Origin of the sequence: Rhizobium etli CFN 42 (genome assembly GCF_000092045.1) — a bacterium.
Taxonomy (GTDB): Bacteria; Pseudomonadota; Alphaproteobacteria; order Rhizobiales; family Rhizobiaceae; genus Rhizobium; species Rhizobium etli.
Genome location: NC_007761.1, coordinates 798,996 through 816,135, shown reverse-complemented (window position 1 = coordinate 816,135; position 17,140 = coordinate 798,996). Strand labels below are relative to the sequence as shown.

The 17,140-nt window shown below is 54.8% G+C and carries 17 protein-coding genes and 1 pseudogene; 2 read left to right on the top strand and 16 right to left on the bottom strand.

Annotation, left to right across the window (positions count from 1 at the left end):
• Nucleotides 1-292 precede the first annotated feature (292 nt).
• From RHE_RS03925 to RHE_RS31395, 3 genes are all read right to left on the bottom strand, one after another.
• Nucleotides 293-1,885, bottom strand: a complete 1,593-nt coding sequence (locus RHE_RS03925; protein WP_011053350.1) for an IS66-like element ISRel15 family transposase — start codon at nucleotides 1,883-1,885, stop codon at nucleotides 293-295.
• Between the two features lie 73 nt (nucleotides 1,886-1,958).
• Entirely contained in the window at nucleotides 1,959-2,303 is a 345-nt protein-coding gene (gene tnpB, locus RHE_RS03920; RefSeq protein ID WP_011053349.1) for an IS66 family insertion sequence element accessory protein TnpB, read from the bottom strand.
• Entirely contained in the window at nucleotides 2,300-2,647 is a 348-nt protein-coding gene (locus RHE_RS31395; RefSeq protein ID WP_092755364.1) for a transposase, read from the bottom strand. Before RHE_RS31395 ends, tnpB (RHE_RS03920) begins: the two co-directional genes overlap by 4 nt.
• 193 nt (nucleotides 2,648-2,840) lie before the next feature.
• Here RHE_RS31395 and tnpB (RHE_RS03915) point away from each other — a divergent pair, with 193 nt between their 5' ends.
• The gene (gene tnpB / locus RHE_RS03915) at nucleotides 2,841-3,188 is read left to right on the top strand and encodes an IS66 family insertion sequence element accessory protein TnpB (RefSeq protein WP_011424133.1); all 348 of its coding nucleotides are present in this window, start codon (nucleotides 2,841-2,843) and stop codon (nucleotides 3,186-3,188) included.
• Nucleotides 3,189-3,233: 45 nt separating this feature from the next.
• A pseudogene (locus tag RHE_RS03910) lies at nucleotides 3,234-3,836 on the top strand (IS66 family transposase); the annotation flags it as partial.
• 37 nt (nucleotides 3,837-3,873) lie between these two features.
• Here the strand turns inward: RHE_RS03910 and RHE_RS03905 are convergent.
• The 13 genes from RHE_RS03905 to RHE_RS03845 all read right to left on the bottom strand — a co-directional run bounded on the left by RHE_RS03905 (nucleotide 3,874) and on the right by RHE_RS03845 (nucleotide 17,110).
• A complete protein-coding gene (locus tag RHE_RS03905) occupies nucleotides 3,874-4,758 on the bottom strand; it encodes a class I SAM-dependent methyltransferase (RefSeq protein WP_244425758.1) in 885 nt (294 codons plus the stop codon).
• A gap of 97 nt (nucleotides 4,759-4,855) precedes the next feature.
• Nucleotides 4,856-5,863, bottom strand: coding sequence for a fatty acid desaturase family protein (locus tag RHE_RS03900; RefSeq protein ID WP_042117951.1), 1,008 nt, complete (start codon nucleotides 5,861-5,863; stop codon nucleotides 4,856-4,858).
• Between the two features lie 125 nt (nucleotides 5,864-5,988).
• Nucleotides 5,989-7,569, bottom strand: coding sequence for a hypothetical protein (locus RHE_RS33390; RefSeq protein WP_011424129.1), 1,581 nt, complete (start codon nucleotides 7,567-7,569; stop codon nucleotides 5,989-5,991).
• Between the two features lie 5 nt (nucleotides 7,570-7,574).
• Entirely contained in the window at nucleotides 7,575-8,435 is an 861-nt protein-coding gene (locus RHE_RS03890; RefSeq protein WP_011424128.1) for an FkbM family methyltransferase, read from the bottom strand.
• A gap of 16 nt (nucleotides 8,436-8,451) precedes the next feature.
• Nucleotides 8,452-9,093 (bottom strand): FkbM family methyltransferase, encoded by a 642-nt coding sequence (locus RHE_RS03885; RefSeq protein WP_244425757.1) that lies wholly within the window; start codon nucleotides 9,091-9,093, stop codon nucleotides 8,452-8,454.
• A gap of 109 nt (nucleotides 9,094-9,202) precedes the next feature.
• On the bottom strand, nucleotides 9,203-9,985 hold the full coding sequence (locus tag RHE_RS03880; RefSeq protein ID WP_011424126.1) for a class I SAM-dependent methyltransferase: 783 nt from the start codon (nucleotides 9,983-9,985) through the stop codon (nucleotides 9,203-9,205).
• Between the two features lie 2 nt (nucleotides 9,986-9,987).
• Complete coding sequence (locus RHE_RS03875; protein ID WP_011424125.1) at nucleotides 9,988-11,319, bottom strand: glycosyltransferase family 2 protein; 1,332 nt, start codon at nucleotides 11,317-11,319, stop codon at nucleotides 9,988-9,990.
• A 3-nt stretch (nucleotides 11,320-11,322) separates the two neighbouring features.
• Nucleotides 11,323-12,351, bottom strand: a complete 1,029-nt coding sequence (locus tag RHE_RS03870; protein WP_244425756.1) for a lysylphosphatidylglycerol synthase transmembrane domain-containing protein — start codon at nucleotides 12,349-12,351, stop codon at nucleotides 11,323-11,325.
• A 142-nt stretch (nucleotides 12,352-12,493) separates the two neighbouring features.
• Nucleotides 12,494-13,237: a glycosyltransferase family 2 protein gene (locus RHE_RS03865; RefSeq protein ID WP_011424123.1), complete on the bottom strand. Its 744-nt coding sequence runs from the start codon at nucleotides 13,235-13,237 to the stop codon at nucleotides 12,494-12,496.
• Between the two features lie 3 nt (nucleotides 13,238-13,240).
• On the bottom strand, nucleotides 13,241-14,170 hold the full coding sequence (gene fcl, locus RHE_RS03860; protein ID WP_011424122.1) for a GDP-L-fucose synthase: 930 nt from the start codon (nucleotides 14,168-14,170) through the stop codon (nucleotides 13,241-13,243).
• 4 nt (nucleotides 14,171-14,174) lie between these two features.
• A complete protein-coding gene (gene gmd / locus RHE_RS03855) occupies nucleotides 14,175-15,257 on the bottom strand; it encodes a GDP-mannose 4,6-dehydratase (RefSeq protein WP_011424121.1) in 1,083 nt (360 codons plus the stop codon).
• Between the two features lie 3 nt (nucleotides 15,258-15,260).
• Complete coding sequence (locus RHE_RS03850) at nucleotides 15,261-16,184, bottom strand: glycosyltransferase family 2 protein (RefSeq protein ID WP_042117945.1); 924 nt, start codon at nucleotides 16,182-16,184, stop codon at nucleotides 15,261-15,263.
• Nucleotides 16,181-17,110 carry an NAD-dependent epimerase/dehydratase family protein gene (locus RHE_RS03845; RefSeq protein WP_042117942.1) on the bottom strand — a complete coding sequence of 310 codons (930 nt, stop codon included), beginning with the start codon at nucleotides 17,108-17,110 and terminating at the stop codon, nucleotides 16,181-16,183. Before RHE_RS03845 ends, RHE_RS03850 begins: the two co-directional genes overlap by 4 nt.
• Nucleotides 17,111-17,140 lie beyond the last annotated feature (30 nt).

Here is a 17,140-nt window from a genome sequence, read left to right as displayed (position 1 = left end):
CAGAAGCGATACCCTGCATTGGATCTTACCGTCATTCATGCGGTGGAGCCCAACCCTCCGGCCGGCCGCTAGCGCATCGAGTGGAAGTTGCTGACCGACCTTGAGGTGAATAGCTGCGAAGAGGCAGTCGAAAAAATCAGATGGTATGCAATGCATTGGAAGATTGAGGTCTTTCATAAGATCCTCAAGTCCGGTTGCCGGGCTGAAGAAGCAAGACTACGAACGGCCGATCGACTGGCAAACCTCGTCGCCGTGTTCTGCATCATGAGCGTAAACGGCAAGCTGAGACCGTTCAGCGCGCGTAATTCCACGGCATGAGTGCATCGAGATCGCTGCTCGGCCAGCCGTTGGCGATCCGCTCAAGTGTTTGGGTGAGCCAAGCCTGCGGGTCCACGTTGTTCATCTTCGCCGTCTGAAGGAGCGTGGCGATAGTCGCCCAGGTCCTTCCACCGCCATCGCTGCCGGCGAAGAGACTGTTCTTTCTCGTGATCGTCTGGGGCCTGATGGCACGCTCAACGATGTTGCTGTCGAGCTCGATGCGGCCGTCGGTAAGGAAGCGTTCGAAGATGGAGCGACGCGAGGTGGCATAGCGGATCGCTTCTGCGAGCTTCGACTTGCCGGAGATCCGCGGCAGGGTCTTTTGCCACAGGGCGAAGAGCTCAGTGACAACTGCAGCAGATGTCGCCTGACGTGCCGCGACACGCGCGTCAGGGCTCTGCCCCCGGGCCGCCGCTTCCACCTCCCAGAGCTTTGCCATCAATTCCACCGTCTCGCTGGCTATCTTGGAGCTGTCCGAGGCGTGGAGTTCGTAGAACTTGCGCCTGCTATGGGACCAGCAGCCGGCCAGCATCACGCCGTCATTGCCGCCGTCAGATCGGGCAAGCTTGTTGTAGGCACCATGCCCGTCCACCTGAAGGATACCGCGATAGCCATTCAGATGCCGGGCGACGCGATCGCCAGCGCGGCTATCTTCGAAGCGATAGGCGACCATCGGCGGGCCACTACCGCCAAAGGGTCTATCATCCCTCGCATAAGCCCATAGCCAGGCTGTCTTTGCCGATCCGGATCCGGGCGCGAGCGTTGGCAATGTCGTCTCGTCCGCAAAGATGCGCTCAGCCTTCTTGATCTCGGCGAGGATGTAGTCGGCCAGGATATCGAGCTCGTAGCCGAGCTTGCCCATCCATTGGGCCATCAGCTTCCGGTCAAGCTCAACCTTGTCGCGTGCATAGATTGCCTCCTGTCGATAGAGCGGAAGGCCATCTGCATACTTCGAGACAGCGATCTGGGCGAGAAGCGCTTCCGTTGGAATGCCACCCTCGATGATGTGCGCGGGCGCGGCTGCCTGGATGACGCCGTCTTCGTTCTTGAAGGCATACTTCGGCCGCCGGGTGACGATGACGCGGAACTTCGCCGGCACGACGTCCAGTCGCTCCGAGACGTCTTCTCCGATCAGCACCTTCTGTTTGCCGATGTGTTCGTGCAGTTCATCCGGCTCGATCACCACTTCGACTCGTTCCAGATGAGGTGCAAAGCCCTTGCGCGGCCGGGGTGCACGTTTCGCATCGGGATCAGCGGCACCCTTGTTTACCTTGGCTCGGATTGCCGAGATACCGGTCTCGATTTCCTCGAAGACAAAAGCCTGCTGCTCATCATCGATGCCCGGAGAGCCGAGCTTTTCCGATTGCCGGCCGAAGCGGGCGCGATCGAAGGCTTTCAGGATCTGGGTCAGTCGCTCGATGCGTTCGTCGGCATCGGCGTTTCTGGCTTTCAGGTCTGCGACCTCGCTCTCGAGAGCATCGGTGCGCGCTGCCTTCTCGGCCATGGCAAGGACCATGGCTTTCAGGGTCTCTACATCATCCGGGAGCTGTAGATCGGGCGGCGTCATGAGGCCTACCAGAGCACAATTTGCTCCGGTTTTCCTGCCTTTTCAGGCGGTTGATTCACTTCGCCGCAGCCCTTTACCCAACAATCTCCGGCGGCTTCACCGCCACTGAGCGCACCCGTTTCCAGTCCATGCCGTCAACGAGCGCCATGAGCTGAGCGTGATTGAGCTGCACCCGGTTGTGGCCGATCCGCGGCCAGCAGAACTGCGCCTTCTCCAACCGCTTGGAATAGAGGCAGACCCCTGATCCATCCCACCAGACGATCTTGACCCGGTCCGCCCGCTTCGCCCGGAAGACATAAAGCGAGCCATTGAACGGATCACTGCCGGCGTCGCGCACCAGCGACAGCAAACTGTCCGGCCCTTTACGAAAGTCGATGGGGTGACTGGCGAGGAAGACCTTTACACCTGCGGGGATCATGCTGAGCGAACTGCCCGGATGACACGCTGCAGATGAGCTTCGTCCACATCGGCGGGAGCGCGCACGACGACATCGCCAATCAGAACTTCGATTATCGCGCCGTCGGCAGATGGCGTGACTGCCTTATGACCGATCGGCGCTATGTTCTCCTTGTGAGAGCCCAGGGCGGCGCGACGCCAGCCAAACAGTTGTGACGGATGGATATCAAGCCGACGTGCGATCGCTGACACGCTCGAGCCAGGCTCGAGTGCCTCTGCAACTGCACGCGCTTTAAAATCGTCCGACCAGCGCCGCCGAAGCTGCCGAGGCGCGCCCTCAAATCGGTCCGCAACAGCCTCGATCATATGAAAAGTTCTAGTTCCAGAGCTAGGCGCAGACATAGAAGCTCACAGCAGTTCATCGTGTCCGCTACCGATAGCCGACCGCTAAGCTGCTTCGCCAGATGGGGTCTGCTTGTCGCTTACGTCGTATCCGCGTGGACAGCGACATCGATGTCGAGGCGCTGGGCCGCATTCTTGATGTCGTGCTGGAACGGAGATGATCCCGGTTGCAAGTGGTGTGAAGGTCTGGCTGGCGACAGGCCATACGGACATGCGCAAAGGCTTCCCCGGTCTATCGCTGATGGTGCAGGAGACGCTGAAGCGCGATCCGATGTGCGGACACCTGTTCGTATTCCGCGGTCGCGGTGGTGGCCTGATCAAGGTCATCTGGCATGACGGCCAGGGAGCCTGCCTGTTTACGAAGAAGCTTGAACGCGGACGCTTCGTCTGGCCGTCGGCGACAGATGGATCGGTGGTGATCACACCGGCGCAGCTCGGTTATCTGCTGGAAGGTATAGACTGGCGGATGCCGCAAAAAACCTGGCGACCGACGTCGGCAGGATGAGCAAAAGCACTGGAATGGCGGGGTCGAATATGATTCCATCCTACCATGAACGATGCGGCCGAACAGCTTCCTGACGATCTTGCCAGTGCGCTTGCACTGCTGGCGCAAGAGCGTGCCCGGCGTATGAAAGCCGAGGCGGAAGCCGCCAGTGCCAAGGCGCTCGTGTCACATTCAGAAGCGCTGATCGCGCGGTTGAAGCTGGAGACCGAGAAGGTTCGCCGTGAACTTTATGGCAGCCGGTCCGAGCGCACGGCGCGACTTCTCGAGCAGATGGAGCTGCAACTCGAGGAACTCGAAGCCGACGCTGGTGAAGACGAACTGGCGGCGGAGATTGCTGCCAATGCCTCTACAGTCCGGGCGTTCGAGCGAAAGCGTCCATCACGTAAGCCGTTTCCCGAACACCTGCCGCGCGAGCGCGTCGTCATCGCAGCCCCGACGAATTGCCGCTGCTGCGGTTCCGCCAGGCTGTCGAAGCTCGGCGAGGACATCACCGAGACGCTGGAGGTGACCCCGCGCCAGTGGAAAGTCATCCAGACTGTGCGGGAGAAGTTCTCCTGCCGCGAATGCGAGAAGATCAGTCAGCCGCCCGCACCTTTCCACGTGACGCCGCGCGGTTTTGCCGGGCCGAACCTGCTGGCGATGATCCTGTGTTTTGCATCCACATGTGGTGATACAATCTCACCGGCTATGCCTTCTTCGATATTGTTTGCTGGTTTGACGTCATAAACCCCATTGCGATAGCGGCGCTATCCAACAAAGCGAAGGCCGCAACCAAGGGTAAGTTTTTAACGCCGAAAAGCGTCGTCAAGAAGCTCTTCCAGCCGAAACTCGCCTGCACAACTCCTTGGAGGGAATAAACCCAAATCAAAGGCGCGGGAAGATTGCGTTGAGATTCGACGGCTAACCCTACCCTGCGCAGGAGCTCGGCCAGTCGTTCGAAATTATAGAGGTTCAAATGCCGCGGGAAATAATATCCGCCCCATGCGCCGTCCGCAAAGAGCCGCCTATCCCAGCCGTCTGTATTGGGCGTTTCGATTAAAATACGACCATCCTTCGCCAAGCCGCGGACGAGGCGTCGCAAGCTTTCTTCTGGCTCCCAAAGGTGCTCTATAAGCTGGAGCATAATTATGAGGTCAAAAGGCTGTACCGGTAATTCCGCCGCTTCAAGCGGGGCTTCGATCATCGTTATTCCCTGCGTTTCCAGAGCACTACGCGTTTCGGCCGGAAAATGCCAATCCAGACCGAAGAGTTCAAGATCGGGACGCGCTTGACGAAGAGCAATCAAAAGCTCGCCGTTGCCACATCCCACATCGAGCACCCTTCCCCGCAGAGGGAGACGCGCGACAACGCCCTTCAGGCGCTTTCGATTGACGATGGTCTTGATTCGACCGAGAATATTTGCCCGGCCCTGAAATCTGTTGGAGAAGGTACCATAGTTGGCCGGATACATCAGAGACAATTGACTGATGTCGGGCCTCGGATTGAGATAAAAATGGCCGCAGGAACCGCATCGGACATATCTGAAAGTGTCTTCAGTGCCGTGATATATGTAGTCCCGTCCGGTCGCCACGACGGAGAAACTCTCACCGCCACAACCGGAGCATGTCGCTGACGTTGATCTTATCTGGCTTGTCACCCGAGAACTCATTTTTTTCGCGTGCGGCATCTCAGAGAGCCAACGCATCTTGAACCGAATCGGAGAAATCATCGTTCCTGCGATTCCTCGACAACTGGATGAATTTCGCGAAACCGCTACGCTGTAGGCACCCGGGAAAATGCTCATAGAACCCTCTCTCGAAGAGGTGTTTATGAAGTTTTGCAAGATTGTGCTGTGGAATGGCAGGGAAAAGGTGATGTTCGATGTGATAGTTGAAATTTGCCTGGTACATCAGCCATTTCTCAAACCAATTGGGCACCGTCGTTCGGGCAAGCGGTATCATGGTTTGCTCCCGAGCGTCCTTGTAGAGTGGGTAGTCCTCAGGCTGATGCTCCGCAATGGTTCGCACGATATTCAGCGCAATTGCTACGGCTGCGATGGGGTAGCCCCATAGGAGAATGTAGAGATACCAGCGACCTGTGACAATGCAGAGCACAAATAGCAAGCCATTGAACATGATAGTCGCCGTCGGGGCAAACCAGGAAGGCGACAGGGAGCTTCCCGATGCCGCCTTTCGGGCGGAACCACCATATTTGTCCGCCGCCAGCCACACTCCAATACCCCCGCTCAACGCCTTCATCATGACCCAGGCGAGCGCCCGGAACCCCTTGATCGGCTCGCGATAGGGATAACCATCCGCATCCTGCTCCGTGCCCAGATGTGCATGGTGGCTCATGTGACGCAGTCGATATGCGGCGACGGACATTCCGACAGGCGCCGCAAAGAACACATCGCACCAGATATCGTTCTTTCGGCGGTCGGGGTAAAGATGGAAATGCGATGCTTCATGAACCCAAAGCAACATGCCCTGCGTCACCGCGCAATTGATCAGGAATGGCAACCATAGGACCCACCAAGGGCCGAGGAGCGCGATCGTCCAAGAGATGATTATCTGAAGCCAAATCATCGCAGTCGCCACGACAATCGCGCGCGATTGAGGCCGCTTCAATGACTCAAGGAAGCTGTGGTCGACAAGCTTCCTTGCTAGCTTCATGCATTCATTGAACTGCGCATCCATTCAGTGACCAATTCTCACAACTTGAAGAGTTGAACGCATTTGCAAGCGCCAGCCCAACAATCGATATCTGAGCCTGATTAGCACGACCAAACCGGTACAGCGAACATGCTTCGCCGATACCGCCGTCAGGCAACTGTATCTATCATTTTCGGCTCTTGGCGTCGGATTAATACACCTACTGCAATTGAGAATGCAACCAAGTAGAAAGGAATTAGGGCGTTTGCATACCGAGTGTCTCCGACAGGAAACGAAAACGCCGCGCCAAAAGCAACTGCCACCGCAAGGAAAAAAAGCATAGCAACAAATGGCAACCGTACGATCAAAATTAAAAATGCGACCAAACCGGAAGCCAGCCAGACATCCGGCGGTAGGGAACCGAGGCTGACCGGATCGCGAAGATAGGAGGACGGAATTGAGGAGAGATACGGTTGCCAAGCTCTCTTTATTTGCGCCGCCGCTAGACTGTCAAAAGGGAAAGGTGGAAGGTCAGACGTCGGCCCGAAGAAAGAATCGAGATAACGGTGATAATTCTCTCCGGATATCCATCCAAACCAGCGATAATAATAATTCTGATGATCCAACATCGCCGCCATGGTCATTCCTCTAAAGATCTCGCGACGAGAATCGCCAAGGCTATAAACCATTGTAGAGCCAAGGGAAGTGATGCCATAGATCACGCGCCTGATTTGAATTTCAGGTCCATCATTTGTAAGCGCTTTTCCTAATTTCTCCGCACGTTCATTAATCGCCTCGTCACTAAGCCCTGCATTGCGCCAAAAAAGGCCTATATCCAACGCAAGCCGCAGATTGAGTCCGTTGGACAAAATTGCCGACGCAGGCAGCGCGGGGGGAAACTCAATTCCGTCAAATGCCTCACGCACTCCATTTGAAGGATTTGGATTGACCTGCAATCCAGTGATGAAAGAGTTCATGCCGCCTTGCGGAAGAAAAAACTGCCCAGTTTGAATGAAGCGATAAACAGGAAAAGCTGTCGCCGCACCCACTGCAACAAGAAGCAGCAGTGGCGTCCATAGGGATAAAATTAGTTTTCGCCTCAGCAGGGTACAAAATAACATTAACGAAATCGTGACACCCCAGTAGCTTCGGAACTGCGTTATTAGAAAAATTGCCAATAACGAAGTAAAAATATCGAGCTTTCGAACATTATACTCGAACGCGATACGTAAACAGGCCGAGAAAGACAATAAAAAAAGAGAAGATGTTAGAGATTCCGTAAGCAAAGCATTATGAAATGACTGATAAGTCGGGAGAAATACCAATATAGTTATAGGGGCCAAATGAAGCCATGTCGGCCAGTAACGATTAACTGTGCAAAATGTAACCCACAATGCCAGCGCCGCAATTGCGTGTTGACAAATGGCCAAAACAGGCCAGCGCCATGTCTCGTCAAAAATACTCAAGCATAACCATAATAGCGACACACCGGGCTGGAGATGGCTAAACATCCAGCGACCGCCCTCCTGATAGAATTCAGTCATGCCCTGCGGCGATTTCAACGCTTCAGAGAGAGCGACATAAACGCTGCTGTCGATCCAGAATGTCGAACCAAACACTATAATTCCGTAGATATGGATGCCGACAATTAACGCCGCTGAAACACGGCCAAATAGTCGTTGAGACGGTTCCCGTCTATAGAAATGAATTTGCCCATACCCTCCTATTCGTTCGATAATTTCTGGGAACATATTATCTAGAATCCTTTACGGCTCTTACTTTCAGCCATTACGTTCATACCAGCACCTTCCGCTATCATCGTGCGCACTTCGCCAACGTCTTGCGGCAGTTTTCTACCGGATGCCACGTCTCCAATTTCGTAGCCGCCTTCCCAGAGAAGCGTCAACAACTGATCGAAGTTTTCGGGGTTCCCAGCATAAACATACGGAGCCAATTCAAGCATTATGCGCGGCTTGAATTCTTCAAGAGTCGCCTTAGCCCCGAGCAAAACCTCAAGCTCGTTACCGTCAACGTCAAGTTTTACGAAATCGACCTTATCGACTCCGAGCTCTCGAAGGATTTCGTCCAGCGTATTGAGCCGCGCGCCTTGTGTCGACATGAGACGGCCATGATGCTCGCTATGCAGGTCTTCCGCAACTTCAAGCGGCCAACTCGAATAGACTGCTTCCGGCATTGTTTCAGATGCGCTTGCCATAAGCATCATCTGGTGAGCGTCGATTCGTTGGGCGAGAATCGGGTTGAGCGTGATATTCGTCTTCTGTTTCCCAAACGCATGAGCCGTAGGCTCAAAGGAGATCACCTTGCCCGTCCCCCCTACCAGTTCAGCCAAAGGCAAGGTATGAGAACCGACATTGGCGCCGATATCGAGGACTATGTTTCCATCCCTCACCAACTCTTTGTATCTATCGAGCGTTCGAACCTCGAATCCACCCAGCAGGTAGATCGCGAAATCGACACCGTCCTTCAGATCCAGCGACCAATTTATTCCGCGGCGCCTCACCTGCACCGTTGCTGGCAAGCCAAGACAACCGCGGACAAACAAGACTACCCTGGACAGATAGCGAGCGATCAGGATTTTGTTGCTGGTGGATAACATCGTCCTTAGGCCGCCTTTAGCTGATATCGCGGTTGGCGGGCACTTTTCTTGCAACGATGAGGTTGCAATATTGGCCCGCATTATTTGGATCGAGGCCCCCATGATTGAAAGCCGTGCCTGGTGGATCGGCTATGTTATGGAACTCGAAATTCAACTTCTGAAGGAATCTAGTCAGTTCGGACGGATCCACGGACGCCTTCAACAAACCGTAAGGCCAGAATTCCATGAATATTCGAATATCGCGATTTTCGCGTAGAACCCGCTCTGCGCCCTGGAGAACGCTGAGCTCATAACCCTGTACATCGATCTTGATAAAATCGACCCGCTGGCCCGGCGAAAAATAATCGTCCAGCCTTACCAAGGGGACATCGATGCTCGCTCGCCCGTCGCCGCTATCGAATGTTCGATGGTCGACATTCAGTTCGTTCGACACATAAAGCTTAATCGTACCATTACCGGCCCCTACGGCAGCATGCTGCAGCGATACATTCGGCAAGCCGTTTACCGTCGCCTCAAGCTTCTCGAAGTTCGCAGGAGCCGGCTCGAAGGCGTGCACATGGCCTGCCGCGCCCGTCAGAGCGGAAAACATGCGAGTATATATTCCAATATTCGCACCGACATCCACGACGGTCATTGCCGGAGAAATCATGCCGCGCATGAGCTTCCGCTCCCGCCGCTCCGAAATTGCCTTCCACACGGAGTAGAGCGGATAGTAAACGGGATAGCAGTACCGATATAGCCACTCAGCCAGGCGAAGCAAAACCATCTCACGCCTCGCCTCTTGACGTGAGACAGACTGTGAAGAATGAGGCGAACGCCTTGGGCAAGGTACGCCCCACAGCCCTGTCGAATTTGAAGTAAGGCTTGTAAACCCAACCAGGCACAGGGAATTTCCTGGATATCCCGCCAGTCGCCATATAGGCAAGAGACGTGAAATAGCTGATCCGCGTCTTTTCGAGGCAGTAACAATCCGAAAGCTCAGCAAGCCAGTCCGGCCGCTGAAAGAAAATCATATGTGGCATCGCCTGATTTGACGTAGAAAGAGGGCCTTCCACTGTATTTAGAACTGGACGGCGGATGCTGAGATCCACCGGCTCATGATGCAGAAGCTTATACATCGGATAGGACAGCCGAGACAGATAAGGCTCCGTCGCATATACCCTGCCGCCTTTTACAAGCTTACGCGTCGCGCCCCGCAGAAAAGCGAGCGGGTCTTTCAGATGATGCAGAACATTCGTCATGGTAATCACGTCGACGCTATGGTCCGCAATATCGGGAAGCTCCGCGATTTCGTGGCAATCGAAGACAATATCGAGATAGTCTAACTTCAAAACATCGGAGGTGATGACGTTCGGCAAGAAGCGCTTGAGAGGTGAAGTTCCGCTTCCGATCTCCAGGACAGTCTTCGCGGCGATGTCCGGCTCCTGCCGAAACATCTCCCGATAAAGCTCACCGTACCAATGCATCAGGTTCGAATTAGCGTTCAGCCGCTCGCGATTTGCCAGCGTCTGCGCAAGGTCGGCGTCATAGAGGGCGCTCTCGGCTTCCATCGTCAGAGAAACTTTATTCGTCTTGCGGCAAAAACCAGCATGGCCAAAAGAATGGCGCCGTGACGCCAACGCGAAATGTTCGTCTCACCATATAGTCTTTCACGATAGCCGATTGGGACCTCAACGATTTTCAGGCCCATCCGCGCGGCACCGAAGATCAAGTCGAAATCGCCGAAGGGATCGAAATCGCCGAAGTAGGATCTGTTTGCTTGAAGCTTTAGATAGTTGGAGCGGCGGATCACTTTGGTTCCGCACAAAGTATCCTTGTACCTCTGGCCGAGAACGAAAGAGAAAGCCAATGCAAAAAACTTGTTACCCAAAAGGTTGAAGAAGCGCATCGCTTCTTTTTCCATGGGATAGACTAGACGAGTACCGTTGATGAACTCACCTTTCCCATCCTTGATGGCATTGTAGAATTTGGGCAAATCCTCGGGCGGTACGGTCATGTCCGCATCGAGGATCATCAGAACGTCCTTTGTGGCAAGGGAAAAGCCCTTTCTGACGGCATCGCCTTTTCCCTTGCCTTCCTGCTGGGCAATCAGAATGGACCGTTCGCTCCCGTATCGCTGCTGAACCTCTTGGATAGTCTTCCAAGTCGCATCCGTGGAGTTGCCCTCGATGAAGATGAGCTCGTCATCCGGACCCATTTCCGGCAGCCGTTTGACAATATCCTCGATATTTCCCGCCTCGTTTCGCGCGGGAACGACGATCGACACCGACGGCTCCGTCTTCGACGCGGCATAGTCCACCGGCCTCGCAAGCGCGATATTCAGAAGGCAGAGATTTCGAAAGAAGGGGAGAGGGGCAAGGCAACGATTAACAAAGCCGCTTAGAAGCGGGATATAGAAGGGGATGAGAACCTTCTGGTCCAGTCGTATCAACTCGAAATTTTCGAGCGTCAAAAGGTTCTGGACATCTTCGTGGGCAAGCCAATTTGATTCAGGCACCCGCCGGCGCAGACCGAACCTTGATGCGAAAGCGGCGAGCGGCCGCCACATGCTGCTGTAATAGGTAAGCACGAGGCGCGTCTCGGGCGAACACAAGGCACGCGCCTGCGCGAACATGCTTTGTATGTCACGCTCGTAGTGTATCAGGCCGCTGATGATCAGGTATTCAGGCTTGGTTTCAGCAACGTTCTCTATTTTGACGATCCTGTGTTCGTCAAACTCACTCGCAAGCTCTGTCGATGGCATTCCCGTACGAAACGTAACTTTGCCCTGGGGAAATCTACCAACCAAAAGGGGCGTCGTCGGATCAATCTCGACGACGGAATTCTGGCTCAAGACAAAAAGGCCGATATATTTTCTTAAAAGAGAATAAAAATAGTTCTTCATAAGTTACCTCGGCGCCAAGCGGTTCAGGCGCCAATGTCCCAGAATGAGGGCTGCAGGCACGACATACACCACGAAAAAGAGAAAATGAACCGCCGTTGCCAGGAGCAGCCCTTCCGATGACGAACGCCCCAGAAGTACGAAAGCCGAAACAATGGATGCATGAAAAGTACCGACCCCAGAGGGGGCGGCTGGAATCATCAGCCCCAACGCGCCAGCGAATAATACGAACAACGACTCGTCATAACTCAATGCGACACCGACAAATCGGGCGACAAAGATATATGCGAACGCATATACCGAAAGCCACATACCCAGCGTAATAACCGCAGGAAGGATCGCCACGGAAAGAGATAGGCTCCGTGCTGAATTTCGAACGATATAGGCTATGTGACGGTCAAAGAAATTCTGCAGCCGCACAATACGGAAGACGGGTCGTAGCAACGGAACAAGCTGCTCGTCGAAACGGCTTATCAGAATTACCGCCAAAAATAGCGCTAGAATTCCGCCGGGCATAATGATCAAAAGAACATTGCGATAATCAGCATTCAACTCACGGCTCAGCAAGATCAAAGAAAACATGCCGACAGAAACGATGGTCACCAAGTCAACCACTTTTTCGACAAGAAGTCTGCCAAGTGCATCGGCATAGGGAACAGCCGCAACAACACGGCTATAATGCACGCGCAAAAGGTCTCCACCTCTCGCAGGAAGGAACATGTTAGCACCCAGACCGAGCAGGGAGGCCATTAGTGAGGTGCCGTAGCCGATCTTTCCGTCCAACAACAGTTGCCATCGCAGCGCGTAGCCCACGGCGATAGCGAAGACAACAAGTAAAAAACCCAAAAGCGATGCTGCGGATATTCCATTGCGGAAAATGCGGATGGCATCTTCCCAATCCACGGCCCGAAGCAGGAAAGCCAGGAAGACAAGGCTTATCGCCGATGCAATAAACATCTGCAGGCGCTGATGGTTGAGGAGATCACGTATCACGTTCGTCTGATGTTCCTTTTCGAAGCGGGCGCTGCTTTTCAATCGAGAGCGCCTCCTCTCGGCCCGGACCGCTGCCCCTAACATATTACAACAATCAGGAGCAACCCGCGGCTTCTCGCTTTTCACAGGGGCTTGCAGCCTCAGGTCCGGCCCTCTTGCCGTAATGACAGCCAGCGCCCGACTCCTAACCTCTGATCGACTTGTACCAGACGGCATAGGGCTGCGCGATCCACCATTTCAACGGAACCCTGCCGTGATATTTGCGGACGACATCGATCGCCTCGCTATAATGCCGCCGGCGTAGCCTTCGTGTCTTCGTCAGCTCATGTTCACGGTTGACCGCAACGAACTCGTCGACGAAATGCAGCGGCCCAACACGCTTAAAAAGCTTCCACCAAAGGTCATAATCCATGACCATGTGCAGTTTTTCGTTGACGCCGCCAACAGCCTCCCAGGCAGAACGACGGATCAATGTGGCAGGCTGAGAAACGATGCAGCGCATCGCCAGGCGTCGCTCGCTGAAAGGTTCGACCCAGACAGGCGTTCGCTTTCCGCTCTTCTCAACGACATTCCAGGCGCGCCCATAGACAGCCGATGCCTGTGGCCGATCCTCCAGCGCCCGGAGCAGAATTTTCAGCGCACCGGGCAAAAGCCAGTCGTCGCTGTTGAGCCAGCAGACATAAGGCGCACGGCCGGATGCTATGCCTTCATTGATAGAGGCCGCCTGCCCGCCATCCTGATGACTGCGCCACCCGGCGAGCCTGGCTTCCCATGTGCGGATGACCTCGATGGAATTGTCCGACGAACCGCCATCGAGGACAAAAACCTCCACCGGTAATTCCTGCTCGAAGATCGATGCCAGCGCCTTATCGAGAAAGCGGCCCTGATTGAACGAGGGGACGGCGATCGTGACAAGCGGTTCGATCATGTTTCAGGCGGCATGCGACCGGAAGTCGGCGTAAGCTTTCGCAATGCCGTCGGCGAGCGATGTGCGGGCCTGCCAGCCGAGAGCCTTCATGCGGTCGACATTCAGGAGTTTGCGGGGGGTGCCATCGGGTTTGCTGATGTCATAGACGATACCTCCCTCGAAACCGACGATCTCCATGACCGTCTCGGCCAACTGCCGGATCGTCACGTCCTCGCCCGTGCCGATATTGAAAAGTCCCTCGCTGATTTGATTTTCCATCAGGAAGACACAGGCATCCGCCATATCATCGACATAGAGAAACTCGCGCATCGGCTGACCGGAGCCCCAGACGACCAGTTCCTTCTCGCCGCGAATCTTCGCCTCGTGCGCCTTGCGGATCAATGCCGGCAGGACATGACTGTTGTTGAGATCGTAGCTGTCGTTTGGACCATAAAGATTGGTCGGCATTGCGGAGGCATACTGCGTTCCGTATTGCCTATTATAGCTCTCGCAAAGCTTGACGCCGGCGATCTTTGCTATGGCATAGGGCTCGTTGGTCTGTTCGAGTGGCCCGGTAAGCAAATAGTCCTCCCGGATCGGCTGCGGGCAATCCCTAGGATAGATGCAGCTCGAGCCCAGGAAAAGCATGCCCTGCACACCGGCCTGCCAAGCAGCATGGACGATATTGGTCTCGATCATGAGATTTTGATAAAGAAACTCGGCCCGATAGGTGTTGTTCGCATGAATGCCGCCGACCTTGGCCGCCGCCATGAAGATATAATCGGGTTTTTCCTCGGCGAGAAACCGCACCGTCGCGGCCTGATCGACCAGATTGAGATCCGCGTGGGTTCGGGTAATGACGTTCGTATATCCTGCCGAAGCAAGACGGCGCAGGATCGCCGACCCAACCATCCCCCGATGACCTGCGACATAAATCTTCGATGTCTTGTCCATCGTCTTACTCGTGATAGTCATAGGCCGAAAACCCATGACGCTTGACCAGTTCATCTCTTTCGGCCGATTTGAGATCTTCTCTAACCATTTCGGCGACAAGCGCTTCGAAGCTGATCTGGGGCTCCCAGCCAAGCTTGTCTTTCGCTTTGGATGCATCTCCAAGCAGCGTTTCTACCTCGGTCGGCCGGAAATAGCGCGGATCGACGGAAACGATGCATTTGCCGTTGGCATCGAACCCCTTCTCGTCAATCCCGGTACCAACCCAGTTGACCGAAAGACCGATTTCACGAGCCGCTGCATTTACGAAATCGCGAACGCTGTACTGGATGCCGGTCGCGATGACAAAATCCTCCGGCTGCTCTTGCTGTAGCATGAGCCACTGCATCTCCACATAGTCCTTCGCATGCCCCCAGTCACGCTTGGCATCGAGATTGCCGAGATAAAGGCAATCCTGCAGGCCGAGTTTGATGCGGGCGAGTGCGCGCGTGATCTTGCGCGTAACGAATGTCTCGCCGCGCACCGGGCTCTCGTGGTTAAACAGAATGCCGTTGCAGGCGTAAATACCGTATGCTTCACGGTAATTTACGGTGATCCAATAAGCATAAAGCTTGGCGACAGCGTAAGGAGAGCGGGGATAGAACGGTGTCGTTTCCCGTTGAGGCGTTTCCTGAACGAGACCATAAAGCTCCGACGTCGAGGCCTGATAGAAACGAGACTTTTTTTCGAGGCCGAGAATGCGGATCGCCTCAAGAATGCGCAGGGCGCCTAGAGCATCCGAATTTGCCGTATACTCCGGCTCTTCAAACGAAACCGCCACATGCGACTGCGCAGCAAGGTTGTAGATTTCATCCGGCTGAACATTCTGCATGATGCGGATCAGGCTGGACGAGTCGGTCATGTCGCCATAGTGCAGGATGAGACGTCGCCGGTCCTCGTGCGGATCTTGGTACAAGTGATCGATGCGATCGGTGTTGAAGAGGGAAGCACGCCTCTTTATGCCATGGACCTCGTAGCCTTTGCTGAGAAGAAGCTCAGCGAGATACGAGCCATCCTGACCAGTTACACCTGTGATAAGCGCCTTTTTCATATCCTATCCATTCTTCCGCAAGGAGGCTTCAAAAGCTGCGTCAGCCAGCCTATGTTGCGACAGATACGCCCAATGAAGCGCGATACGTCGCACGAAGCTGATATTTCTACCACCATAACGCAATCGAAGACCGTTCATCTCTCCAATTCCGCGAACAAGAAATTCAGCCTGCGATTTCTGCTGCCCGTGCACGCGAAAGGCACCAAATAATCCTGGCAAATGCCGGAAAACCGCACCAGCGTGAATAAAGCGCAGAAGCAATTCCCAATCCATGGCGAAGTGGAAATCCGTATCGAATCGTCCGCCAACCCTCTCCCATATGCGGCGACGCCAGAACATCGTCTCCTGTGGGACATAATCGATAAAAGTCAGGATTTCGGAATCGTGCTCCGGCAATACCCAGCGCCCGACTTCCCTGCCAGCCTCATCGACAATCAGACGATTGCCGTAAATTACATCGACCGAAGGATTATCGCGAAAATAGCGGCCGACGAGACACAGCGTACCCGGTAACAAAAGGTCGTCCGAGTTGAGATATCCCATTATCTCGCCGTCCGCATGGGCAAAGCCCTTGTTTAACGCATCCGTCTGTCCACCGTCGGTCTCGATGCGTATATCAACGTTGCGTGTCGCGTATCTACCCAGGATTTCTCGCGTGCCATCGGTGGATAACCCATCCTGCACGATATATTGCAGCTTGGGGTAGTTCTGCCCGAGAACGCTTTCAAGTGTCTTCTCGACGAAACTCGCTTGGTTGAATGACGGCGTCACCAGCGATATCGCGGGAAGCCGGTCGTTATCGTCCGCATGATTGACAGAAGCTACAGACAGCTGGCGAGGCTGATACTGATGAAATCGACCCAATCGGACGCCAAGGAGGCGCCGCATCGCGATACCAAGGCGTAGCGACGAAAACCGGCGGATCATGACAAACCATGCTCTCGCTGGAACCACGAGACATAAAGAGCTAGCCCTTCCTTCCAGGAAATACGCGGCTGCCAGCCCCAGGCAAGCGCCTGGCGAATATCCGCCTGATAGTCACTCGGATCACCCGGACGAACGGTACCACAGAACTCAGCCGCATTCCTGCGGCTCAACAATGCAAAAAGCTCGGCAACCACATCCCTGACAGTGATGGCAACACCCCCGCCGCCATTCACGACCGGGCATCGAGGAGATGCATGGTCTGCTGCGTGGATCATCAGGTCCGCCGCATCGGAAACATGGAGCCAATCGCGCGTCTCGTTACCCGTCCCGAAAAATTCGTACTCGTTCGCAATAATGCGGCGACAGGCGTCCCATAGCAACTGCTTACGGAAACCTTCGCCATAGATAGAAAAAAGGCGCACGATGGAAGCGTTCAGACCGAAGAGGCGGGCATATTCCCTGATAAGTTCTTCAGCACTTCTCTTGTGAACGCCATATGGAGACGTTGGCCGCAGAGAAGAACCCTCGGACATGGGAAATTTATCCGCAATTCCGTAAACTGCGGCGCTCGATGGATAAACGAGAGCAGCGCTGGGACAATCGACTCTGAGGAATTCCAGGACAGCCACAGTTGGCACAACGGTACGCAGAAAATCGGTATAAGGCTCCGCGACCGACGCGCCAACGGAACCACTCCCCGCACAATGAACGATCAGCGCCGGCCGAACCTCCATGGCCCTCAGTCCATCAAGGCTTACATCCTGTTGATGCCAGGCCGAAAGGCCCCACTGCGACATCTGGTCCCGGCTCCATTCTCCATGGCCGATACCATGCACCGACCAGCCATGCCTGGCCAGCGCCGATGCAACATGGCGGCCGATTGAGCCGTACGCGCCGGTGACCAAAGCAATCTTTTGTCCGGTCAATTTTAACCACTCTCCATCATTGACAGGTCC